Source organism: Micromonospora marina (assembly GCF_900091565.1).
Classification (GTDB): domain Bacteria; phylum Actinomycetota; class Actinomycetes; order Mycobacteriales; family Micromonosporaceae; genus Micromonospora; species Micromonospora marina.
Genome location: NZ_FMCV01000022.1, coordinates 74584 through 96491, shown reverse-complemented (window position 1 = coordinate 96491; position 21908 = coordinate 74584). Strand labels below are relative to the sequence as shown.

The window sequence follows — 21908 nt, the reverse complement described above, 5'->3', positions numbered from 1 at the left end:
CGCTATGGACTCCCGTACCGGTCTCCCCGTCGTGGGCATGGTGGGTGGCGGCCAGCTCGCCCGGATGACCCACCAGGCCGCCATCGCTCTCGGCCAGTCGCTTCGCGTGCTGGCGCAAGCCCCGGACGACGGCGCCGCGCTGGTCGCCGCCGAAGTCCAGTACGGCGACCACACCGACCTGGCCGCGCTGCGTACGTTCGCCAGGGGCTGCGACGTGGTCACGTTCGACCACGAGCACGTCCCCAACGAGCACATCCGCGCCCTGACCGATGAGGGCGTGAAGCTGTTCCCGCCCGCCGAGGCGCTGGTGCACGCGCAGGACAAGCGGGTGATGCGGGAACGGCTCGGTGAGCTGGGCGCGCCGAACCCGGCCTGGCGTCCGGTGGAGTCCCCGGCCGACCTGATCGCCTTCGGCGAGGAGATCGGCTGGCCGGTGGTGCTCAAGGCCGCCCGCGGCGGCTACGACGGGCGCGGGGTCTGGATGGTCGACGACGCCGGCCAGGCCGCCGAGTTGGCTGCCACGCTGCTCGCCGGTGGCACCCCGCTGCTGGTGGAGGAGCGGGTGGCGCTGCGCCGGGAGTTGGCCGTGCAGGTGGCCCGGTCACCGTTCGGGCAGGTCGCCGCGTATCCGGTGGTGGAGACGGTGCAGCGCGACGGCATCTGCGTCGAGGTGCTCGCGCCCGCGCCCGGCCTGTCCGAGGAGCAGGCCGTGGCCGCGCAGCAGCTCGCCATCGACCTGGCCACCGCGCTCGGTGTGGTCGGCCTGCTCGCGGTGGAGCTGTTCGACACGCCGTCCGGGCTGGTCGTCAACGAGCTGGCGATGCGGCCGCACAACTCCGGGCACTGGACCATCGAGGGGGCCCGGACCTCGCAGTTCGAGCAGCACCTGCGGGCGGTGCTGGACTACCCGATGGGGGACACCTCGCTGACCGCGCCGGTCGTGGTGATGGCGAACGTGCTCGGCGGCGAGCCGGGCGGCATCTCCATCGACGAGCGGCTGCACCACCTGTTCGCCGCCGAACCCGGGGCCAAGGTCCACCTGTACGGCAAGCAGGTCCGTCCGGGCCGCAAGATCGGGCACGTCACCGTGCTCGGCAACGACCTGGACGACGTACGGGCCCGGGCCGCGCGTGCCGCCCGCTGGCTCCAGGAGGGGCAGTGATGAGCACCGTCGGACTGATCATGGGTAGCGACTCGGACTGGCCGGTCATGAAGGCCGCCGCCGAGGCGCTCGACGAGTTCGGCGTGCCGTACGAGGTGGGCGTGGTGTCGGCGCACCGCACCCCGGTCAAGATGATCGAGTACGGCCGCGCCGCCGCCGGCCGTGGTGTCCAGGTGATCATCGCGGGCGCGGGCGGAGCGGCCCACCTGCCCGGCATGGTCGCCTCGGTGACCCCGCTGCCGGTGATCGGCGTCCCGGTGCCGCTGAAGTACCTGGACGGGATGGACTCGCTGCTGTCCATCGTGCAGATGCCGGCCGGCGTGCCGGTCGCCACCGTGTCGATCGGCAACGCCCGCAACGCCGGTCTGCTGGCGGTACGCATCCTGGGTGCGGCCGATCCGGTGCTGCGCGACAAGATGGCCGCCTACCAGGCGAGCCTGGAGGATCTGGTCGCCGGGAAGGAAGCCGCGCTGCGCGCCTCCCTGACCTGATCACCCGTCACTGTGCGTGTCTGACGCGGCTGGTTGCTGTGTGTGACTGGGCGAGCGGGCGTGTTCTCACCGATGGCTCGGCGAGGTCTCCCATCACGTTGGGTGACTGTCGCTTTCGTGGGTGCAGAGCAAAGGCGAGAGTGGGTCACCACCTCCGCTGCGGCCTACCGACACGGAGAGTGGCCGTCCTGTACGCGCGTGAGCCGATCACCGCGTAGCGGGGCGCACCGTCGGACGATTCGGGCGGCACGGCGGCGTGCTCACCGTCCCGCCGACCGGCTCACCGCATACCGCGAAGTGCGGTCTGGAGGCGCTCCTGAGCGCGACGGCGGCGTTCGTTGCTCGCGCCGAGCACCAGCAGCACGATGCCGACCGGGATCAGGACCAGCCACGGGCCGAGGCTGAACAGCGCGTGCACGGCCGCGATCGCGGTCACCGTCGCCCCGACGATCACCGGGGCCTGCTGCCGGCTGGTCGAGCCGAAGATCAGCACCGCGACGGCACCGAGCAGCAGCAGCACCTGACGCAGCATGCTGGACTCGGTCGCGATCACGATCGCCAGCGTGGGCAGGAACGCGGTGACCAACGCCGGCCCGTACGCCACCCAGCTCGACAGATCGGGCCGGTGCCGCAGTTGCAGGACGCCGACCAGCAGGGCGAGCGCGGCGAACGGCAGCGTGTACGCCTCCGGCAGTGCCACGTCGGCCACCCGCATCAGGATCCACCAGGCGCTGATCTCACAGACCACCACCGCCCAGAACAGCAGGTTGCGTTCCATCGGCCGGCGTCCCGGACGGCTGGCCGCCACCCCGAGGACCGCGCCCCAGGCGGCCAGCAGCGCGGCGATGTGCCGGGGGGAGTCGTACGCCAGCGCCAGCGCGATGAGCGCCGCCCCGTAACCGCTCCACTCGACGGTGGCCGCCTCCCGGTACGCCTCGGGACGGCGCAGCCGGGGCAGCGTGGCGGCGAACACCTGCAACGCGGCGCCGACCGCGAGCACCCCGAACGCGGACCAGACGGCCGCCAGACCGGACTTCAGGCCGATCGTGAGCACGAACAGCTGTGCCATCACCGAGCCGAACAACCAGCCCAGGATGCGGGCCCGCTGGGTGGTGCCGAACAGTGCGGCGACGGCGCCCACACCGACCGCCCCGCCGAGCGTCAACACCGTCAGGTCGCTCGTGGCGAGGCTGCCGGCGAGCCCGGCGCCGCCGGCGGCCAGCCCCAGCGCGAAGACCAGCACCCGGGCCACCCGGATCGAGCGGCCCGGCTCGGCGATCGCCGGCGGCGGGGTCAACGCCAGCCCGAGCATCGAGATGGTGAACACCGCCAGCGCGGCCAGCGCGGTCACCGGCCAGCCCCGCCCCAGCGCCACCGGAGCGATCAGCAGCGTGATCGCCGCGCCGGGCAGGATCACCGGCACCGCCCGGGACCGGCGGCCGCCGCTGAAGCCGGTGGCGGCGAGCGCCGCGGTCACCGTCAGCAGCAGCGCGGTGAGCACGTTCGTGGGATCGACCGCCTCCGGCGGGGGAGTCAGCAACTCCGGTGGTGGCCCCTGCCAGACCCGGCTCAGCACCGCGAACGGGGCGAACAGCGCCACCACGAGCGAGGGCGCCAGGGTGGCCAGCGCCAGCGCGGTGGGCAGCGCCGCGGCAGCGAGCGCACCGGCGGCCGGACTGACCCGCCAGCGCAGCTCCGGATCGTCCGGGTCACGCCGCAGCGCCCCGTTGAGCAGCACGGTCCAGCGGCGTACCGGCCGGCCGGAACCGGCGGGCGGGACGGTGGCGGCCCGCACCAGCTCGGCGAGCACACCGAGCAGCGCGGCGGCGGCGGCGAACACGCCCGCCGGCAGGCCGACAGCGAGCGCCGCCGCGGCGGTGACGGTGGCCGCTCCGACCACCGCGACGCTCGCGTACGGCAGGTACTGCGGCACCTGCCGGCGTACCGCGGCGATCGCGGCCAGCCCGATGCTGGCGGCGGCGAGCGCGGCGGTGAGCACCACCTGAGGCGGGCGGCCGTACTCGACTGCCAGCGCGGCCACCGCGCCGGGCAGCGCGAGCAGTGCGGCTCCGGCGCCCGCGCCGCCCACCTGCACCAGATGCGGCGGCATGCCCTCGGCGCGGACGTCGTCGACGAGGGACGGCGCGAGCGTGCGCGCCACGGCCGCCACCGTCGCGCCGATCAGCGCGATGCTGCCCAGCGCCAGCGCTGTCGTCCACGGCCGTACCAGCCCGGCGCCGGCCGCGTGCAGCGCCACCACCCCGGCCACCGTGGCCCGGGACAACGCCGCCCGCGGATCGACAGCGGCCGCCGCGGCCATACCGTAGACGGTGGCCACCATGCAGCCGACCAGCACCGGAGACCACCAGGGCAGGCCGAACGCGGCGGGGGCGCCGACGGTGGCGAGCACGGCGGCCAGGCCGGACACGTCGTACTTCCACGGTGGCGGCAACAGGATGGCCGCGGTCACCGCCAGCAGCGCCAGCGCGACCGGAGCCTGCCAGGCCGACCCGCCGGTCGGCGCGGCCGGCCAGCCGGTCAGGTCACCGGCCCAGATCGGGCCGGGGGTGGCCAGCACGCCGAGCCCGCCGCGCAACGCGCTCCAGGCCGCGATCAGGCCGATCAGCGTGCCACCGGCGGCGATGCCGAGGATCGGGCCGCGCCGCCACTCCTCGGGCAGCGCCCGGGCGGCGACCGCGACCAGCAGCACCAGCGCGGAGGCCACCACGAGCTGGCCGCCGGGGGCGAGCACAGTGGCGATCCGGGCCAGCGTGGCGACGAGAGCCACGATGGTGGCGGCCAGCGCCAGGTCGGACCCGTCGAGGGACATGTCGGCGCGACGCCCGGCGTCGATGCGCGGGGCGAGCGCCAGCAGCGCGGCCGCGACCAGGAGAAGGCTGCCCACCCACGCGTCGGCCGAGGTCGCGCCGGGCGCGCCGAACGCGGCGGCGGCGACCGCCACCGTGCCGAGGACCGTGCCGAGCGCGTGCGGCATGCTCAGGTGCCGCTGCGCCACCTGCACCAGGGCGGCGTACCCGAGCGTGACGCAGACGGCGAGGAAGCTCGCCGCGAGGATCGGCACGGTGATCTCGCGCAGGTTCGCCGGTGTGGCGACCGGCGGCGTCGGCACCGTGGCCGCCACGAACGCGGCGACGGCACCGGGCAGGGCGAACGCCGCGCCACCAGCGGCCCAGGAGCAGACCGTCTCCGTCGCGGCGGCGGCGAGCCGGACCCGCGGGGCGAGGGACACCAGCGCCCCGGCCAGGAACAGCACGGTGAGCGCGGCGGCGGTGAGCGCCGGGCGGGCGAGCGAAGCGCCCGCGCCGATCAGGCCCAGCCCGGCCGCTGTCACCGCGTGCGCCACAGCGGCCCGTTCGGTACGGGCGGTCAGTCCGAGCACGCCGACCGCTACCGCGGTGAGCAGCATCGGCCAGCAGGCCGCCGCCCAGCCCAGACCGAGCGAGGCGGGTACCGCGAGCGCGGTGAGCGCCGCGCCGACCACCGCGAACTCGCGCCGGATCTCGGGCGGCAGCGCGATCACGGCGGCGACGGTGAGCAGCAACGCGCTGGCCGCGAGCTGCCAGCCGGTCGGGCCGACCGCCCGGGCCAGCTCGGCGTGCCATCCGGCCAGATCCGCCGACCAGGCGGGCAACGCGGCCCGGACCGGGGCCAGCCCGGCGCGCAGCGCGCCACCGGCCACCACCAGGCCGCTGACCGTGAGCGCCACCGCGGAGGCGATCTGCGGACCACGCCGGGCCGTCTCCGGTACGGCCCGGACGGCGAGCCCGGTCAGCGCGATGACGGCGGAGACGAGCAGCAGGGACCGGCCGGGCAGGGCCACCGAGGCGACCCGGCCGAGCGCGCCGATGACCGCGAGCGTGAGGAGGCCGGCGCCGATGTCCGGAAGCGGCGGCCGGCGCAGCACGAGCGTCCCGGCCAGCGCGACCAGGGCGGCGAGCAGCAGTACCGTGCCCGCGGCGGCGGCCGGCGGCACGGTGGCGGCGCGCAGCAGACCGGCGACCGCGTACGCCAGCGCGACGACGACCGCCACGCCGTACAGCAGCCAGGTCAGCTCGGGCAGCCAGGGCACCGGGCGGACGCTGGCGGTCGCGGCCGGACCCGGCGGTGTCTCGCCGCCCAGCACCTCGGCGGACTCTTCCGGCGCCGACTCCGGGCGGTCGTCGTCGGCGCGCTGCCGGGGCGGGGCGGGCGGCACCGGCCCGGTGGCGGACAGGTCACGCCGCACGGGCCGCTCGCGTACCACAGCCGAACGCGCGAGCGCCAGATCGAGCACCGCCACCACGGTCAGCACCAGCGCCCAGCCGGCCAGCCCGGTGATCCGCTCGTACGCCAGCAGGGGCAGCACCGGCTGGGCGGCCAGCACGGTGGCGAAACGTGGCGCGCGCAGACCCGTCCCGTACGCGTACCCGAGGGCGACGAGCGTGGTGACCAGGAAGATCGTCCCGGCGAACGCGGCCCCCGATCCGTCGCCGCCGATCCGGTCGACGGCCCACAGCGCGTACCCGGCCAGCGGCACCAGCAGCAACCCGACCGCGGCGATGGTCTCGGCGGTGGAGGTGAGCCCGCGCCGGGCCAGCACCGGCGGGGCGAGCAGCATCAGCGCCGTCGCCACCAGCAGCACGCCCAGGCGGGCCAGCGCGTCCATCGAACTGGTGGCGACCGCGGCGAAGACCACGGCGGCCACGCCGAGCAGGAGCGCGCCCAGCCCGAGCGGGATGTTCTGCACCTCGCGCGAGGACGCCTCGGGCGGGTGCTCCGGATCGTCCGCGTCGAGCCAGCGCGGGCGACCGCGCGGCGGCGACGGGGGCAGGTCCTCCGGAGGGCCGGGCGGCGCGGTGCCCTGGCGGGGCACCCGGGGCGGCGCGCCGGTGGCGGCGGTGGGCGGGCGGCGGCCGGGCCGGCGGCGCAGGACCCGGCGCGGCCGGGTGGCCTGCCGGATCCGTTCCTCACCGGCGTGCGCCAGGATGTCCCGCTGGAAGAGGGCGGCCTGCATCTTGGCGGCGATCTGCCGCTGTTCCCGGGCGATCTCGGCGTCGCGGGCCTTCATCTCGGCGATCGAGCGCTCGATGCCGGCCAGGTGCTCGGCCCACTGGGTCTGGTGCGCGCCGCAGTGCGGGCAGACGACGGCGGGCTTGATGTCCTGCCCGCACGAGGCGCACCTGAAGCTCTCCACGACAGTCTCCCGTCCGCCCGTGCCCCCGCACTGTGGACCTCCCAGAGGCAGCATGCCTTGAGTGGGCCGGGATTTCGACACTTGCCACCGCGTTCCGGAGAACAAAAACGGACCGGCCGCCGGGGAGACGTTCCCCCGGCGGCCGGTCCGCACGGTCAGCGGGTCAGGGGCGGCCCATACCGCGGTACTCCCAGCCGGCCTGCGTCCACAGTGTCGAGTCGAGGCAGTTGCGCCCGTCGACCACCTTGCGGCCGTTCGCCAGCTCGCCCAGCGCCACCGGGTCGGCGTTGCGGAACTCGGCCCACTCGGTGAGTACGCACACCAGGTCGGCGCCGCGGACGGCGTCGTTCATCGTCTCCTCGTACGTCAGCTCGGGCACCGCCCGGCGCGCGTTCTCGATCCCCTGGGGGTCGAACACGTGCACGTCGGCGCCGGCCTTGCCGAGCAGCGAGGCGACCGCGAGCGCCGGCGCGTCGCGTACGTCGTCGGTGTTGGGTTTGAACGTGGCGCCCAGCACCGCGACCCGGGTGCCGGACAGGTCCGGCCCGGCCGGGCCGGAACGGCGGCCGAGCAGTTCGGCGGCGAGCTGCACGACGCGGCTGCGACGGCGCTGGTTGATCAGGTCGACCTCGTGCAGGAAGCGCAGCGCCTCACCCGCGCCCAGCTCCTGCGCGCGGGCCTGGAAGGCGCGGATGTCCTTGGGCAGGCAGGCGCCGCCGAAGCCGAGCCCGGCCTGCAGGAAGCGGTTGCCGATGCGGGGGTCGTAGCCGATCGAGCGGGCGAGCTGGGTGACGTCGCCGCCGGCCGCCTCGCAGACCTCGGCCATCGCGTTGATGAAGGAGATCTTGGTGGCGAGGAACGCGTTCGCGGCGACCTTGACCAGCTCGGCGGTGGCGAAGTCGGTGACCACCAACGGCACCTCGCGGTCCTCGGTGGCGGCGAGATCGAAGACGCCCTTGTGGGCGGCGAAGAGCATGCCGTTGGCCCACTCGCTCTTGACGCCGACCACGATCCGGTTCGGACGCAGCACGTCGTCGACGGCGAAGCCCTCCTGGAGGAACTCGGGGCTCCAGGCCACCTCGACGCCTAGGTCGGCCGGGGTGTGCTTGCCGACGAGCTGCTCCACCCACTCGGCGGTGCCCACCGGCACGGTGGACTTGCCGACGATAAGCGCCTTGCGGGTCAGGTGCTGGGCGAGGCCGGTCACCGACGCCTCGACGTACGACAGGTCGGCGCCCATCCCGTCGGCCCGCTGCGGGGTACCGACGCAGATGAAGTGGACGTCGCCGAAGTCGGCGGTCTCCTGGATGTCGGTGCTGAACCGCAGGCGGCCGGCGGCCAGGTTGCGCCGCAGCAGCTCGTCGAGACCGGGCTCGTGGATCGGCACCTCGCCGGCGTTCAGCTTGGCGATCTTGTCCGCGTCGACGTCGAAGCCGAGCACCTCGTAGCCCAGCTCCGCGTAGCAGATGGCGTAGGTCGCACCGAGATAGCCGGTGCCGAGGAACGTCACCCGCGGGCGGGCGGCGCCGGACGGCGGGGTCACCGCGGCGATGGCGGGCATCGGCTGGGTGTTCGGGTACGGGATGGTCACGCCTGTCTTCTCCGCTCGCACTGGCGGCGCTTCCACGCGTCGCATTCTGCTGGGGCGCCGAGGCCGGGCACCGAGGGGATGTCTGCTGTGAGGGTAATGGGCTGGGACGGGCGAGGCTCGGGCGCGAGCCTACCCGCCGGTAAGGTTCGGCCGGGCCCGGTGGCTATCCTTCAGTCTGCGGCAGTCGTCGGCCCCCGGGCGGCACAGACTGCGCATGATAGCGGTGAAAGGGGAGGGCCGACATGGCCGCAGAGCAGTCGTTCGACGTCTACCGGTTGCCGGAGGAGCACGAGGCGATCCGGGAGGCGGTCCGTGAGGTCTGTGCGGCCAAGGTGGCTCCGCACGCGGCCGAGGCGGATGAGGCAGGTGAGTTCCCGAAGGCGTCCCACGAGGCCCTGCGCGCGGCCGACTTCCACGCCCCGCACATCCCGGTCGAGTACGGCGGCGCCGGCGCGGATGCGCTGGCCACGGCCATCGTGATCGAGGAGGTGGCCCGGGCCTGCGCGTCGTCCTCGCTGATCCCGGCGGTCAACAAGCTGGGCACCATGCCGCTGCTGCTGGCCGGTTCCGAGGAGCTGAAGCGCAGGTACCTCACGCCGGTCGCGGCCGGGGAGGGCATGTTCTCCTACTGCCTCTCCGAGCCGGAGGCGGGCAGCGACGCCGCCTCGATGACCACCAAGGCGGTACGTGACGGAGACCACTGGGTGCTCAACGGCGTGAAGCGGTGGATCACCAACGCGGGCGTGTCGGAGTACTACACCGTGTTCGCCGTGACCGATCCCACAGCCCGCTCGAAGGGCATCTCCGCCTTCGTGGTGGAGAAGTCCGACCCGGGCGTCAGCTTCGGCGCGCCCGAGAAGAAGCTCGGCATCAAGGGCTCGCCCACCCGCGAGGTCTACTTCGACAACGTGCGGATTCCGGCCGACCGCATGATCGGCGCCGAGGGCACCGGCTTCGCCACCGCGATGAAGACGCTGGACCACACCCGGGTCACCATCGCCGCCCAGGCCGTCGGCATCGCCCAGGGCGCGCTGGACTACGCCAAGGGCTACGTGCAGGAGCGCAAGCAGTTCGGCAAGCCGGTCGCCGACTTCCAGGGCATCCAGTTCATGCTCGCCGACATGGGCATGAAGCTGGAGGCGGCGCGGCAGCTCACGTACGCCGCGGCCGGCAAGTCCGAGCGCGGCGACGCGGACCTGACCTACTTCGGCGCGGCCGCGAAGTGCTTCGCGTCGGACGCCGCCATGGAGATCACCACGGACGCGGTCCAGCTGCTCGGCGGCTACGGCTACACCCGCGACTACCCGGTCGAGCGGATGATGCGGGACGCCAAGATCACCCAGATCTACGAGGGCACCAACCAGGTCCAGCGCATCGTCATGGCCCGTCAGCTGCTCAAGGGCTGACCGCAGGACGTTCGGGCGGGCGGGCCGGTCGCGTACCGGCCCGCCCGCATTCGTTCAAGGGCTCTCGGTGCCCTCCGGCCGGCCCGCTCCGCGCGGCGGCGCGGACCACGGCGACTCGCTGCCGGCGCGACGGGGCAGGGGCTCGGTGGGGGTCTCGGGGTACGCCAGCGTGAGCGGCGGCGTGTCCGGGTCCTTCGCCGGCGCCGGGGGCCAGTCGGTGAGCGCCGGCTTGTGCTCCGCCGGTGTGACGGCCGGGGTCAGCTCCGCCCCGGCCGTCGGGGGCGTGGCGGGACGCCGCCAGCGGCTCGTGCTGAACACGGCCATCAGCAGCAGCACGCCGACGAGGAACAGCGTGCCGTCGTCCAACGGGTCGCGCAGCGGCAGCGGGTCACCGAGCAGCCTCAGGTCGTCCGGCAACCGGTCCCGCACGCTGAACGGCGCGACGAACAGCCCGAGGTACGGAACCGCGAGCAGCAGGCCGGCCACCAGCGGGCCGAACGGCGAGAAGCGCAACGTGCCGAGCAGGCCGAGCAGGATGCCGGCGACGCCCAGATAGACGGCCGGCTCGATCAGGTTCGGTGTGCTGTACGTCCCGATCTCCACCCAGCGGTCGACGGTCCGCTCAGATCCGTCCTGACCGAGGGTGACGAGCACCCAGGTGACCGGCGCCACCGCCAACCCGGCGAGGAAGCTCCAGAGATGTCGCATCCGCGCACCGTACCGTTTCCGGCATGACAGATCATCCCGCGGTCCCGCCGGGTAAGCCCACGTCGTACTCCCGCGTCACGCTCAGTCGCATCATGACCGCGGTCGATGTCAATCTGTACGGGACCGTGCACGGTGGGGTACTCATGAAGTTCGTGGACGACGTCGCGGGTGCGGCGGCGGCACGGCACAGCGGCGGCACCGCGGTCACCGCCTCCATCGACGAGATCGTCTTCTCCGAGCCGGTCCGGGTGGGTGATCTCGTGCACGCGCACGCGCAGGTCAACTGGACCGGCCAGACCTCGATGGAGGTCGGGGTGAGGGTGGTCGGCGAGCGCTGGGACTCGGCCGAGGAGGAGCCGGTGCGGGTCGCCACCGCGTACCTGGTCTTCGTGGGCGTCGACGTGGGTGGCTCGCCCCGTCCGGTCCGGCCGGTGCTGCCCGAGACGCCGGAGGACGAGCGCCGCTTCCGGGAGGCCGAGATCCGGCGCGCGCACCGGCTCGCCCGGCGCCGCGCGATCCAGGCCCACCGCGCCGGCTGAGGGTGCAAGGAAGGGCCCCCTCTTAACGCCTGCGGTAGAGGAGGGGCCCCTTGTTAACCCCCCCCCGCCGACGCGCGCCCGCCTCCGCGGACGGCGGACCGCCCGCCGGAGGGTGAGTTGTTAACAAGGGGCCCTTCACATGCACGAGGCGTTAATAGGGGGCCCTTCCTTACAGCTGGGCCACATGGGGTGGGGGTGTGGGGTGTGGGCGGGGCACGCCCCGTACGGCGCACCCGGCGCGGACAATGGCGGCACGAGGTAGGGCAAGATGGCGCCACGGCCCCGGCACACCGTCGTGGCGGGCCCAGGGAGGGTGGAACAGTGGCTGACGTGCTGTGGACGCCGCCGGCGGACGTGCGGGAGCGGTCCCGGATCGGTGACTACCTGCGCTGGCTGGCCGAGCACCGCGGGCTGGAGTTCGCCGACTACGACGCGCTGTGGCAGTGGTCGGTGACCGACCTGGACGGGTTCTGGCGCTCGATCTGGGACTGGTTCGACGTCGTCGCGCACACCCCGCCGAGCGCCACCCTCACCGGCCGGGCCATGCCGGGCACCCGCTGGTTCCCCGGCGCGACGCTCAACTACGCCGAGAACGTGCTGCGCATGCCGGGGCTGGGCGACGACGACCCGGCGGTGATCGCGCACGGGCAGACCCGCGCGCCGGAGACGCTCACCGCGGCCGAGCTGCGTGAGCGGGTCCGCCGGGTGGCCGCCGGGCTGCGCCGCCTCGGCGTCGGGCCGGGCGACCGGGTGGCCGCGTACGCGCCGAACATCCCCGAGGCGTACGTCCTGCTGCTCGCCACCGCCAGCGTCGGCGCGATCTTCTCGTCCTGCGCGCCCGAGTTCGGCACCCGCAGCGTCACCGACCGCTGGCAGCAGATCGAGCCCACGGTGCTGGTCGCCGTCGACGGCTACCGGTACGGCGACAAGCCGGTCGACAGGCGCGCCGAGGTGGCCGCGATCCGGGCCGCGCTGCCGTCGCTGCGGCACACCGTCGCCGTCGCGTACCTCGATCCGGACGGCCCGGCTCCCGACGGCGCACTGCCGTGGGCGGAGCTGGCGGCGCCGACGGACGAGCCGTTGACGTTCACCCCGGTGGCGTTCGACCACCCGCTCTACGTGCTCTACTCCTCCGGCACCACCGGCCTGCCCAAGCCGATCGTGCACGGTCACGGCGGCATCCTGCTGGAACACCTCAAGATGCTGGCGCTGCACCACGACCTGGGTCCGTCCGACCGGTTCCTGTGGTTCACCACGACCGGCTGGATGATGTGGAACTTCCTGGTCTCCGGTCCGGCGGTGGGCGCGGCGATCGTGCTGTTCGACGGCAACCCGGGCCACCCCGACCTGGGTGCGCTGTGGCGGCTGGCCGCCGACACCGGCACCACGTACTTCGGCACGTCGGCGCCGTTCCTGCTGGCCTGCCGCAAGGCCGGGCTGGTGCCGCGCGAGATCGCCGACCTGTCCGCGGTGCGCGGCCTCGGCTCGACCGGCGCGCCGCTGCCGGCCGAGGGCTTCACCTGGGTGTACGAGAACGTCGGCGACCGCCTCCAGCTCCAGTCGCTGTCCGGCGGCACTGACGTGTGCACCGGCTTCGTCGGCGGCGTGCCGCTGCTGCCGGTGTACGCCGGGGAGATCGCCTGCCGGGCGCTCGGCGCGAAGGTGGAGGCCCGGTCGGCCGACGGCGGCGCGGTGATCGGGCAGCTCGGCGAGTTGGTGATCACCGAGCCGATGCCGAGCATGCCGGTCGGGTTCTGGAACGACCCGGACGGTGCCCGCTACCGGGAGGCGTACTTCGAGGTCTACCCCGGCGTATGGCGCCACGGGGACTGGATCACCGTGAACGAGCGCGGCGGTTGCGTGATCACGGGCCGGTCCGACGCCACGCTCAACCGGGGCGGGGTGCGCCTCGGCACCGCCGAGTTCTACTCCGTGGTGGAGGGGTTGGACGAGGTGGTCGACTCGGTGGTCGTGCACCTGGAGGACGACGAGGGCGGCGCGGGCGAGTTGCTGCTGTTCGTGGTGCTCGCCGAGGGCCTGGAGCTCGACGACGAGATGCGGCGCAAGATCTGCCGGGAGCTGCGTACCGCGCTGTCGCCGCGGCACGTGCCGGACGAGATCCACCAGGTCCGGGCCGTGCCTCGCACGCTGAGCGCGAAGAAGCTGGAGGTCCCGGTCAAGAAGATCCTGACGGGCACCCCGGTCGACAGCGCGGCGGCCAAGGGCGCTCTGGCCAACCCGGAGTCCCTGACGGCGTTCGCCGCCCTGGCCCAGCGCCGCGCCACCACCGACAGCCCTGTCTCCCCGCGCTGACCTTGCACCTTCGCCCGACGCCCCGACGCCCCGACGCCCCGACGCCCCGACGAGAAGGGTGAATGCCCCCGCGCCGAGGACCGGAAGTGCAAGATCGACGGGAGAGGTGGCGGGCTCAGGCCAGGCTGTGCGTGGTCTTCTCGGCTGTGGAGCGCGCTTCAAGGCGGGCCGGGTCGGGGTGGGCGCAGGCCACCACGCTGGCGCCTGCCGTGAGCGGGGTGAGCAGCCAGTCGACCGGGTCGGGGTGCCGGGTCACGTCGACCAGGAGCCGGTCGCCGGAGGTGAGGCCCAGTTCCGCGGCGCGGGCCTGCGCGCGGGCCAGCAGCGCCGCGTCCCCCTCGCCGGCTGCGGGGTACGGCGTGAAGTGGTCCCCGTGTCCGCGTACCGCGGCGACGAAATCGGTGCAGCCCGGAGGTGCCTGCCGCATCGGCAGCGCGAACGGGTCGAGGGCCAGCGCGTACCGCTCGCCGGCCGGCCAGGCGGCCGCCTCGTCCACCCGGTCGGCGGCCACGAACAGCACCTCCACCGGGCCCGGTGCGCCGGTCACTGTCAGCTTCGCCGACCAGCAGCCGAGCAGCACGGCTGCGGTCTGCCAGTGCGGCGGCAGCAGCACCCCGGCCGCGTCGCCGGGCGCGGCGCCCACCTCGTCGGTGAGCAGGTTCGCGGTCTTCGCCACCCAGTTCGCGAGCGTCGCCCCGGAGAGTTCGGTGCGCTCGCCGGTGGCGTCGTCGTACCAGGTCAGCAGTGGTCGGGTGGGGTCGGTCGCGATCGCGTCGGCGAACACCCGGGCAATGTTGTCGGCCATCGGCGCGAACGATACGCGCCGCGCTTGCGTACTCGATGACAACGACAAGTCGGCGTACCGTCGGGTCGCGGTCAGCGGCTTGCGCCCGGCCCGGCGTACGCTTGCCGACAGTGTTCTTCCCCACAACCGCGCCATCTGAGGAGTCGCCCCGTGACCGCCGGTCGCCCGCCCCGCGTTCTCATCGACGCCACGAGTGTCCCCGTCGACCGTGGTGGCGTCGGTAGATACGTCGACGGACTGCTCGGCGCGCTGGGCCGGGTCTGCGGCACCGGCGTCGACCTGGCCGTGGTGAGTCTCCGCACCGACCTGGAGCGCTACCGCCGGATGCTGCCGGGCGCCGAGGTGATCCCCGCCCCGGCGGCGGTGGCGCACCGGCCGGCGCGGCTGGCCTGGGAGCAGACCGGCCTGCCGCTGCTGGCCCAGCAGGTCGGCGCCGAGGTGCTGCACTCGCCGTTCTACACCTGCCCGCTGCGGGCCGGATGCCCGGTGACGGTCACCGTGCACGACGCGACGTTCTTCACCGAGCCGGAGCACTACGACAAGTCGCGCCGGACGTTCTTCCGCAGCGCGATCAAGACGTCGCTGCGGCGGGCCGGCCGGGTCATCGTGCCGAGCAAGGCGACCCGCGACGAGCTGATCCGGCTGCTGGACGCCGACCCGACCCGGATCGACGTCGCCTACCACGGCGTCGACCAGGACGCGTTCCACGCGCCGGGCGACGAGGAGAAGGCACGCGTCCGGGCTCGCCTGGGGCTGGGCGACAGCAGCTACATCGCGTTCCTCGGGGCCAAGGAGCCGCGCAAGAACGTACCCAACCTGATCCGCGGCTGGGCCCGGGCGGTGGCCGACCGGCCGAACCCGCCCGCGCTGGTGGTGGCCGGCGGCCAGGGCCACGACGACGACATCGACCGCGCGGTGGCCGAGGTCCCGTCGCACCTGCGGCTGCTGCGCCCGGGCTACCTGCGCTACGCCGACCTGCCCGGTTTCCTCGGCGGCGCGCTGGTGGCGGCCTACCCCTCCTACGGTGAGGGCTTCGGCCTGCCGATCCTGGAGGCGATGGCGTGCGCCGCTCCGGTGCTCACCACGCCGCGACTGTCCCTGCCCGAGGTGGGCGGCGACGCGGTGGCCTACACCAGCGAGGACCCGGACCAGATCGCCACCGACCTCGGCGCCCTGCTTGACGACGAGCAGCGTCGGGTCTCACTCGCGAAGGCCGGCTTCGACCGGGCCAAGGAGTTCACCTGGGAGTCCAGCGCGGAGGTCCACATCGCGGCGTGGCGACGGGCCCGGTCCTGAGCGCCGGCTGCCGGTCCCGGGCGACCGACCGTGACGGCTCGCCCGCTTCGGGCATGATGTGCTGATGTTCTACGCCGTCATCCCGGCGGGCGGCAGCGGCACGAGGTTGTGGCCGTTGTCCCGTGCCGGCCATCCCAAGTTCCTCCACCCGCTGACCGGCACCCCCGCCTCGCTGTTGCAGGCCACCGTCGACCGGTTGTCGCCGTTGACCACGCCGGAGCACACGCTCGTGGTCACCGGGGCCGCGCACGCCGCGGCGGTGGCTCGGCAACTGGCTGGCCTGCCGGAGGAGAACATCCTGGTCGAGCCGTCGCCGCGCGACTCCTGCGCGGCGATCGCGCTGGCCGCTGCGGTGATCGCCACCCGGACCCCGGACGCGGTGATGGGCTCGTTCGCCGCCGACCACCTGATCGGCGACCCGGCCCGGCTGGCCGAGGTCGTGCGGCAGGCCGTCCGTGGCGCGGAGCAGGGGCTGCTGATGACGGTGGGCATCACCCCGACGCGTCCGGAGACCGGCTACGGCTACCTGGAGACCGGCGAGCCGGCGGGGGACGGCCCGCTGCGCCCGGTACGCGAGTTCAAGGAGAAGCCGGCCGCCGAGGTGGCCGAGGTGTACGTCCGCTCCGGCCGGCACCTCTGGAACGCCAGCATGTTCGTCTGGCGGGTGGACGTCTTCCTGGCCGAGCTGGCCCGCCAGCAGCCGGAGCTGCACGCCGGGATCACCGCCATCGCGGCGGCCTGGGGCACCCCGGAGCAGGACGACGTGCTCGGCCGGGTCTGGCCGACGCTGCCCCGGATCTCGGTCGACTACGCGGTGATGGAGGGCGCGGCGACGGCCGGCCGGGTGGGTACGGTGCCCGGCGACTTCGGCTGGAACGACGTGGGTGACTTCCACACGCTCGGCGAGGTGCTGCCCGCCGACGGCGCCGGCAACGTGGTGCTGGGCGGGGACGCGAAGCCGGGCGTGCTGCTGCACGACACCACCGGCACGGTGGTGGTGCCGCACTCGGGCCGGCTCGTGGCCGCCGTCGGGGTGCACGACCTGATCGTCGTGGACACCCCGGACGCGCTGCTGGTCTGCCCGCGCGACCGCGCGCAGGACGTGAAGAAGATCGTGGACGAGCTGAAGGAACGCGGCGAGGAGGGCCTGGTCTGATCCGCCGCCGCTCAGCCGCCGGCGTGGCGGGCCAGCACCGCGAGCGCCGGCGGCACGAGCTGGGCGGTGGCGTGGGCGAGCGGCTCGGGCAGGCGGTCCGGCGGGAACCAGCCGAGCGCCTCGGACTCCGCGCTGACCCGCTCGACCGCCCCGGCCGGGGCCAGGGCGGCGTACCGGACGTCGTAGTGGAACGACCCGCCCTGGCAGGCGACCTGGTGGATGTCCACGTCGATCGGTTCCGGCTCGACGGTCAGGCCGGTGATGCCGGACTCCTCGGTGGCCTCGCGCAGCGCGGCGGCCACGAGCGTCCGGTCGGCTGGTTCGCAGTGCCCGCCGAGCTGCATCCACCTGCGGATCTTGCCGTGCAGGCAGAGCAGCACCCGGCCGTCCGGGTCGAGCACCAGTGCGCTCGCCGTGACGTGTCCGGCCCGGTGCGTCCGGCTCATCGCGACCGGTCCGTCGGCCAGCAGCGCCAGGGTCCGGTCCCGGGCGGCACCGGCGGCGGGGCTGGTCGCCGTCCAGCGGCTCAGCGTCGCGACGGCGTCGGCGTGCAACTCGGTGTACGGATTGAGATCGGGCACCCGGACACTCTACGAGCGCGGCCTCCGTACCCTGGCGCGGTGGCCCTGCGACTCGTCGAGTTCTTGGTGGCCGGTAACGAGGCGACCGACCTTCTGCCGGTGCGGTCGGCCGCGCTGCTGCGGGCGCACGGCGCGCGCCGCGGAATCTCCGTCCTTCAGGGCGGAGAGGATGTCAACACGTCACCGACGAGGACCATCACCATCGGGTGGCGCTCTGGATCGGATGAGCGAGGGCCGGGTGGCACCCCTGCGGCTGATGCCGCAGACCCTCGTGGTGCCACCCGGCCACGCCCGTCGGCCGGGTCGACGTTGCGTCCCGGCGTCGGCAGGCAACAGAGAGTTTGCCGAACCGGCCCGCCCAGCGTCGAGGTCTTTCACCTGACGCTTAAAGATGGAGGTTAGTACCGGCGGGTACAGTGCGAAGTGTGGCGGGCACCCCCGCCGTCCGCACGGGAGCGATCCATGTTGAAGATCATTTTCTCGGACGAGGACGTCCTGCGGACCCGGGTCGCGCCGGCCGCGGACCCGCTCTGGGAGCTGGTCCTCAGCCTGCACCTGCTCCAGGGGCGCAGCCGGGACCCGATGATGACCACGTGGCGGCGCGCCGTGGCGCACGGACTGCGGACCGACACCGACGCCGAGCAGTACCGTCTGCTGTTCGCGCTCAACCCGCCACGCGGCTACTTCCCCGACTTCCTCACCCCGTTCGCCAGCCGGGAGGGCCTCGAGGCGGGGCTGGACGCGGTCCGGGGCACCTCTGTGGACATGCTGCGCCGGGACCTGACGCTGCTCGCCGGGGAGACCCCGCTCCCGTCCTCGGCCACCGCGCTCGCCCGTGGCGAACCGGAGACGCTGCACCACCTCACCGACGCCATGGCGCGATACCAGTCGCTCGCGGTCAAGCCGTACTGGTCCCGGGTGCAGGCGGCGGTCGAGGCGGACCGGGCCCGGCGGGCCCGTGCCATGCTCGACGGCGGCGCCGAAGGGCTGCTGGCCAGCCTGCGGCCGAACATGCGCTGGGCCTCCGGGGTGCTGGAGGTGCTCGACTACCCGGACACCCGGGAACTGCACCTGGACGGCCGGGGACTGCTGCTCGTGCCGTCGTTCTTCTGCTCGCGTACCCCGGTGGCGCTGGTCGACCCGACGCTGCCACCGGTGCTGGTCTACCCGGTCGACCGGCTCGCCGGCCTGACGCCCGCGTCCGGCCCCGCCGCGTCGCCGCAGGGCGAGGCGCTCGCCGCCCTGATCGGCCGTACCCGCTCCCGGGTGCTCCAGGCCGCCGACGAGGGCTGCACCACCGGCGAGATGGCACGCCGGCTGCGCATCTCCGCCGCCGCGGCCAGCCAGCACACCACTGTGCTGCGCAATGCGGGGCTGCTGGTCAGCCAGCGTGACCGAAACACCGTCCTGCACACGCTCACGCCGCTGGGCCGGGCCGTCCTCGACGCCTGACCCGGCCCGTCGGAGTCAGAGCGCCAGTGTGGCGCTCGCGGTGCTGCCGGACGGGGGCGGGAGCAACGTCGAGTCGATCCCCTCGGCGGCCAGCGCGGCGCGCAGGCGTTGCAGGTCCGCGCCGAACCGGACCAGGTCCGCCGGGTCGACCGGAGCTGGCGCCGCGCCGAGCAGCAGACCGGTGGCCGAGGCGGGCCAGCCGGGCACCGTGTCGGCGAGCCCGGCGCGCACCTCGTCGTCGGTGACGTGGGTGAACACCGTGCCCGCGGCGACCGCGTCGGCGACCGCGTCGATCGCCCGCCGCACCGCGGCCGGGTCGGCGGGCTCGGGTCCGGTCCGGTCCGGCAGCGTCGCCGCCGCCCGCAGGCCGGCGGCGCGCGCCTCGGCCGTACCGAGGGAGAACAGGTCCATCGAGGCGTCGCGGACGAGCGCGCGGGCGCCTTCGTCGTCGTCCCGGGTCGCGGCGAGGTACCCCCTGACCACCGCGACCGGCACCTGATCGCACTTGCCCTTGATCAGCTCACCGGCGGCGGCCAGTTCGTCGACCACCGCCATCTGGGTGACGAACAGCTCGTTGCCGTACGGGTCGACCTCGCCCCGGTGGTCGCGGATCGCCGGCATGCCGGCCACCCCGAGTGCCACGTCGGTGAGCCCGTTGCGCCACGGGCGTCCCATCGTGTCGCTGACGACGACGGCGACGTCGAGGCCGTACCGGTCGCGCAACGCGACCCGCAGGGCCCGGGCGGACGCGTCCGGGTCGACCGGCAGCAGCACCAGCCGGGTCTTGTCCACGTTCGAGGCGTCGATGCCGGCAGAGGCCATCACGAACCCGTGGTGGGTCTGCACGATCCGGGTCGCGCCCCGGGCCGCCACCACCCGGGCGGTCTCCCCGGCCACGATCCGGTCCCGCTCGGCGAGCCGTTCCGGGCCGTCGGCCGGCACGTCGACCAGCCGGCCCTCCGCCTTGGACACGATCTTGCTGGTGACCACGAGCACGTCGTGGTCGCGCAGCCAGGGCGCCGCGCCGGTGATCAGCGCCGCCAGGTCGTCGCCCTCGGTCACGTCACCGATGCCGGGCACCGGCAGGATCTCCAGCCTCACACCAACTCCAGCGCGGCGCGCACCATCGCGACGGTCGTCGCCTCGTCGGTCATCCGCAGCGGCGCCGCGCGGACGGTCACGTCCGGCACCACCGTGCCCTCGTCCTCCGGCGCGACGAGCCACCCGTCGAGCAGCCCGCCCGCCGACCGGGCGCCGTAGAGGCCGCCCACGCCCGCCGCGCTGCACTCCACCCCGAGCACTGCGAGGCAGCGGTCCGCCATGCCGCGTACCGGCGCGCCGCCGATGATCGGCGACACGCCGACGACCGGGGCCGGTCCGCCGGCCACCGCTTCGCGCAGCCCGGGCACCGCCAGCACCGGGGCGATGCTCACCACCGGGTTGCTCGGCGCGATCAGCACCACGTCCGCGGCGGCGACGGCCTCGACCACGCCGGGCGCGGGCTTCGCCGTGTCGGCGCCGACGAAGACGAACCGGTCGGTCGGTACGCCGGCCCGATACCGTACCCACCACTCCTGGAAGTGGATCGCCCGGCGGCCCTGCTCGTCGATGACGACGGCATGGGTCTCCAGGCGGTCGTCGGTGGCGGGCAGCAGCCGTACGCCCGGCTGCCAGCGGGCCGCCAGCGCCTCGGTGACCTGGGACAGCGGGTAACCGGCGTTGAGCATCTGGGTGCGTACCAGGTGGGTGGCGACGTCCTTGTCGCCCAGGCCGAACCAGCTCGGCTCCGCGCCGTACGCGGCCAGTTCGTCCTTCACCGTCCACGTCTCGCCCGCCCGGCCCCAGCCCCGTTCCGGGTCGGCGCCGCCGCCGAGCGTGTAGAGCACGCTGTCCAAATCGGGGCAGACCTTCAGCCCGTGCAGCAGCAGATCGTCGCCGACGTTCACCACTGCGGTCACGTCGGCGCCCACCTGGCGGGCGTACGCCCGCACGCCGAGCAGGAAGCGGGCACCCCCGATGCCGCCGGTCAGTACCACGATGCGCATGGCGTCCATCCTTCCGCACGCGCCGCCGTCGATCGTCCGGTGGCCGGAGAGACTACGCTCACTTCGGCAACTGTCCGTTTTCGTCCCCTGGGGGAGTCCGTGAGCAGCCCCGCCGAGCCCGCGTCCGGCGACGCCGCGCAGGCCAGCCAGTTGATCAAGCCGTTGCGCGAACTCGCAGCGCTCGTCCTTCTCGGCGCCAACGCCGTGCTTCTCTTCGTCGGCCTGCTGCGCCTGCTGGTGCCGGTCGACTACAGCACGGTCACCAGCCGGGCCGGGAGCACGTACTTCGCCTTCATCGGCTTGGAGGCGACCGTCCTGCCGGTGCTCGCCGTCCTGATCGCCACCGTGATCCTCCCGGTCGTGTCCAAGGCCAAGCTGATCACGCAGGTGGCGCTCGTCGAGTACGCGGTGTCGGCCGTGTTCGGCGCGCTGACGTTCCTGATCTGGCTGGTCGGCCGGCTCGCCGACGGCGAGGTGCTGGACGCCTTCCTCGGTCTGCTCACCCGCGTGGCGTGGCTGGCGATCTTCGGGGTCGCCGCGTTCGTGGTGTTCAAGATCTGGCGCACGCTCTACTACGTGCCGAAGCCCAAGCCGCAGCCGGGTGTGTACGGCCAGGGCCAGCCGGGCTGGCCGCAGCAGCCGGGCCAGGGCTACCCCGGTCCGGGCGGCTACCCGCAGCAGCCCGGCCAGGGCTACCCGCAGGCCGGCTCGCCGTCGCCCGGCTGGCCGCAGCAGCCCGGCCCGTACGGCCAGCCCCAGTCGGCGCCGCCGTTCAACACGGCCCCGCCGCACGCCCCGCAGTCCGGCCCGCCGTTTGGCGCCCCGCAGTCCGGCCCGCCGTTTGGCGCCCCGCAGTCCGGCCCGCCGTCTGGCGCCCCGCAGTCGGCGCCGCAGTCCGGCCCGCCGTTCCCCGGGCCGCAGCAGGCGCCGCAGTACGGCTCGCCGCAGCCCGCGCCGCCGTTCGGCCAGCCGCCGTCGGCCGACCCGACGCAGGCGATCCCGCGCCAGTCCGCCGAGCCGGGAGCGCCGTCACCGGCCGCCGACGACGAGCGGACCCAGCGGTTCGACCGCGAGGACCCGAACCGGCCCCGATGAGTTCCGCGCGGCGGGCGACGGACGTGGTCGCCCGCCGCGACCTCGGTCCGCCACTGTCGTCCGCCGCCGTGCGG

General features: G+C 74.2%; 16 protein-coding genes. 9 read left to right on the top strand and 7 right to left on the bottom strand.

What is annotated here, in order from left to right; genetic code table 11:
• Positions 1 to 4: 4 nt before the first annotated feature.
• Together GA0070215_RS22295 and purE are read left to right on the top strand one after the other, a co-directional pair.
• Entirely contained in the window at positions 5 to 1162 is a 1158-nt protein-coding gene (locus GA0070215_RS22295) for a 5-(carboxyamino)imidazole ribonucleotide synthase (protein ID WP_091049394.1), read from the top strand.
• Positions 1162 to 1653 carry a 5-(carboxyamino)imidazole ribonucleotide mutase gene (gene purE / locus GA0070215_RS22290; protein WP_091049391.1) on the top strand — a complete coding sequence of 164 codons (492 nt, stop codon included), beginning with the start codon at positions 1162 to 1164 and terminating at the stop codon, positions 1651 to 1653. The genes GA0070215_RS22295 and purE overlap by 1 nt, the downstream gene beginning before the upstream one ends.
• 280 nt (positions 1654 to 1933) lie before the next feature.
• On the opposite strand, the gene GA0070215_RS22285 is transcribed toward purE, so the two are convergent.
• Together GA0070215_RS22285 and GA0070215_RS22280 are read right to left on the bottom strand one after the other, a co-directional pair.
• A complete protein-coding gene (locus tag GA0070215_RS22285) occupies positions 1934 to 6847 on the bottom strand; it encodes an SCO7613 C-terminal domain-containing membrane protein (protein ID WP_091049388.1) in 4914 nt (1637 codons plus the stop codon).
• Between the two features lie 163 nt (positions 6848 to 7010).
• A complete protein-coding gene (locus GA0070215_RS22280) occupies positions 7011 to 8438 on the bottom strand; it encodes a UDP-glucose dehydrogenase family protein (protein ID WP_018787530.1) in 1428 nt (475 codons plus the stop codon).
• A gap of 242 nt (positions 8439 to 8680) precedes the next feature.
• Here GA0070215_RS22280 and GA0070215_RS22275 point away from each other — a divergent pair, with 242 nt between their 5' ends.
• The gene (locus GA0070215_RS22275) at positions 8681 to 9844 is read left to right on the top strand and encodes an acyl-CoA dehydrogenase family protein (protein ID WP_018787531.1); all 1164 of its coding nucleotides are present in this window, start codon (positions 8681 to 8683) and stop codon (positions 9842 to 9844) included.
• A gap of 54 nt (positions 9845 to 9898) precedes the next feature.
• Here GA0070215_RS22275 and GA0070215_RS22270 read toward each other — a convergent pair whose 3' ends face one another.
• Complete coding sequence (locus GA0070215_RS22270) at positions 9899 to 10552, bottom strand: hypothetical protein (protein ID WP_018787532.1); 654 nt, start codon at positions 10550 to 10552, stop codon at positions 9899 to 9901.
• Between the two features lie 23 nt (positions 10553 to 10575).
• Here GA0070215_RS22270 and GA0070215_RS22265 point away from each other — a divergent pair, with 23 nt between their 5' ends.
• Both GA0070215_RS22265 and GA0070215_RS22260 read left to right on the top strand, forming a co-directional pair.
• Complete coding sequence (locus GA0070215_RS22265; RefSeq protein WP_091049385.1) at positions 10576 to 11091, top strand: acyl-CoA thioesterase; 516 nt, start codon at positions 10576 to 10578, stop codon at positions 11089 to 11091.
• 321 nt (positions 11092 to 11412) lie between these two features.
• Complete coding sequence (locus GA0070215_RS22260) at positions 11413 to 13404, top strand: acetoacetate--CoA ligase (protein ID WP_091049381.1); 1992 nt, start codon at positions 11413 to 11415, stop codon at positions 13402 to 13404.
• Positions 13405 to 13519: 115 nt separating this feature from the next.
• Here GA0070215_RS22260 and GA0070215_RS22255 read toward each other — a convergent pair whose 3' ends face one another.
• Positions 13520 to 14209, bottom strand: coding sequence for a TIGR03089 family protein (locus tag GA0070215_RS22255; RefSeq protein ID WP_018787535.1), 690 nt, complete (start codon positions 14207 to 14209; stop codon positions 13520 to 13522).
• 150 nt (positions 14210 to 14359) lie between these two features.
• Between GA0070215_RS22255 and GA0070215_RS22250 the strand changes: the two genes are divergently transcribed.
• The gene (locus tag GA0070215_RS22250) at positions 14360 to 15505 is read left to right on the top strand and encodes a glycosyltransferase family 4 protein (protein ID WP_018787536.1); all 1146 of its coding nucleotides are present in this window, start codon (positions 14360 to 14362) and stop codon (positions 15503 to 15505) included.
• Between the two features lie 64 nt (positions 15506 to 15569).
• Positions 15570 to 16661, top strand: a complete 1092-nt coding sequence (locus tag GA0070215_RS22245) for a mannose-1-phosphate guanylyltransferase (protein ID WP_018787537.1) — start codon at positions 15570 to 15572, stop codon at positions 16659 to 16661.
• An 11-nt stretch (positions 16662 to 16672) separates the two neighbouring features.
• Here GA0070215_RS22245 and GA0070215_RS22240 read toward each other — a convergent pair whose 3' ends face one another.
• Positions 16673 to 17242, bottom strand: a complete 570-nt coding sequence (locus GA0070215_RS22240) for an NUDIX hydrolase (RefSeq protein ID WP_091049378.1) — start codon at positions 17240 to 17242, stop codon at positions 16673 to 16675.
• A gap of 462 nt (positions 17243 to 17704) precedes the next feature.
• Here GA0070215_RS22240 and GA0070215_RS22230 point away from each other — a divergent pair, with 462 nt between their 5' ends.
• Positions 17705 to 18694 carry an ArsR/SmtB family transcription factor gene (locus tag GA0070215_RS22230; protein ID WP_091049369.1) on the top strand — a complete coding sequence of 330 codons (990 nt, stop codon included), beginning with the start codon at positions 17705 to 17707 and terminating at the stop codon, positions 18692 to 18694.
• A gap of 15 nt (positions 18695 to 18709) precedes the next feature.
• Here the strand turns inward: GA0070215_RS22230 and GA0070215_RS22225 are convergent, their stop codons facing one another.
• Together GA0070215_RS22225 and cofD are read right to left on the bottom strand one after the other, a co-directional pair.
• Positions 18710 to 19795 carry a coenzyme F420-0:L-glutamate ligase gene (locus GA0070215_RS22225; RefSeq protein ID WP_091049365.1) on the bottom strand — a complete coding sequence of 362 codons (1086 nt, stop codon included), beginning with the start codon at positions 19793 to 19795 and terminating at the stop codon, positions 18710 to 18712.
• Positions 19792 to 20739: a 2-phospho-L-lactate transferase gene (gene cofD, locus GA0070215_RS22220; RefSeq protein WP_091049437.1), complete on the bottom strand. Its 948-nt coding sequence runs from the start codon at positions 20737 to 20739 to the stop codon at positions 19792 to 19794. The genes GA0070215_RS22225 and cofD overlap by 4 nt, the downstream gene beginning before the upstream one ends.
• 99 nt (positions 20740 to 20838) lie before the next feature.
• Here cofD and GA0070215_RS22215 point away from each other — a divergent pair, with 99 nt between their 5' ends.
• Positions 20839 to 21834: a hypothetical protein gene (locus GA0070215_RS22215; protein WP_091049361.1), complete on the top strand. Its 996-nt coding sequence runs from the start codon at positions 20839 to 20841 to the stop codon at positions 21832 to 21834.
• Positions 21835 to 21908 lie beyond the last annotated feature (74 nt).

Coding starts and splice junctions, on each gene's coding strand:
- GA0070215_RS22295 (WP_091049394.1), top strand. CDS start 5: ATGGACTCCCGTACCGGTCTCCCCGTCGTGGGCATGGTGGGTGGCGGC.
- purE (WP_091049391.1), top strand. CDS start 1,162: ATGAGCACCGTCGGACTGATCATGGGTAGCGACTCGGACTGGCCGGTC.
- GA0070215_RS22275 (WP_018787531.1), top strand. CDS start 8,681: ATGGCCGCAGAGCAGTCGTTCGACGTCTACCGGTTGCCGGAGGAGCAC.
- GA0070215_RS22270 (WP_018787532.1), bottom strand. CDS start 10,552: ATGCGACATCTCTGGAGCTTCCTCGCCGGGTTGGCGGTGGCGCCGGTC.
- GA0070215_RS22265 (WP_091049385.1), top strand. CDS start 10,576: ATGACAGATCATCCCGCGGTCCCGCCGGGTAAGCCCACGTCGTACTCC.
- GA0070215_RS22255 (WP_018787535.1), bottom strand. CDS start 14,209: ATGGCCGACAACATTGCCCGGGTGTTCGCCGACGCGATCGCGACCGAC.
- GA0070215_RS22245 (WP_018787537.1), top strand. CDS start 15,570: ATGTTCTACGCCGTCATCCCGGCGGGCGGCAGCGGCACGAGGTTGTGG.
- GA0070215_RS22230 (WP_091049369.1), top strand. CDS start 17,705: ATGTTGAAGATCATTTTCTCGGACGAGGACGTCCTGCGGACCCGGGTC.
- cofD (WP_091049437.1), bottom strand. CDS start 20,739: ATGCGCATCGTGGTACTGACCGGCGGCATCGGGGGTGCCCGCTTCCTG.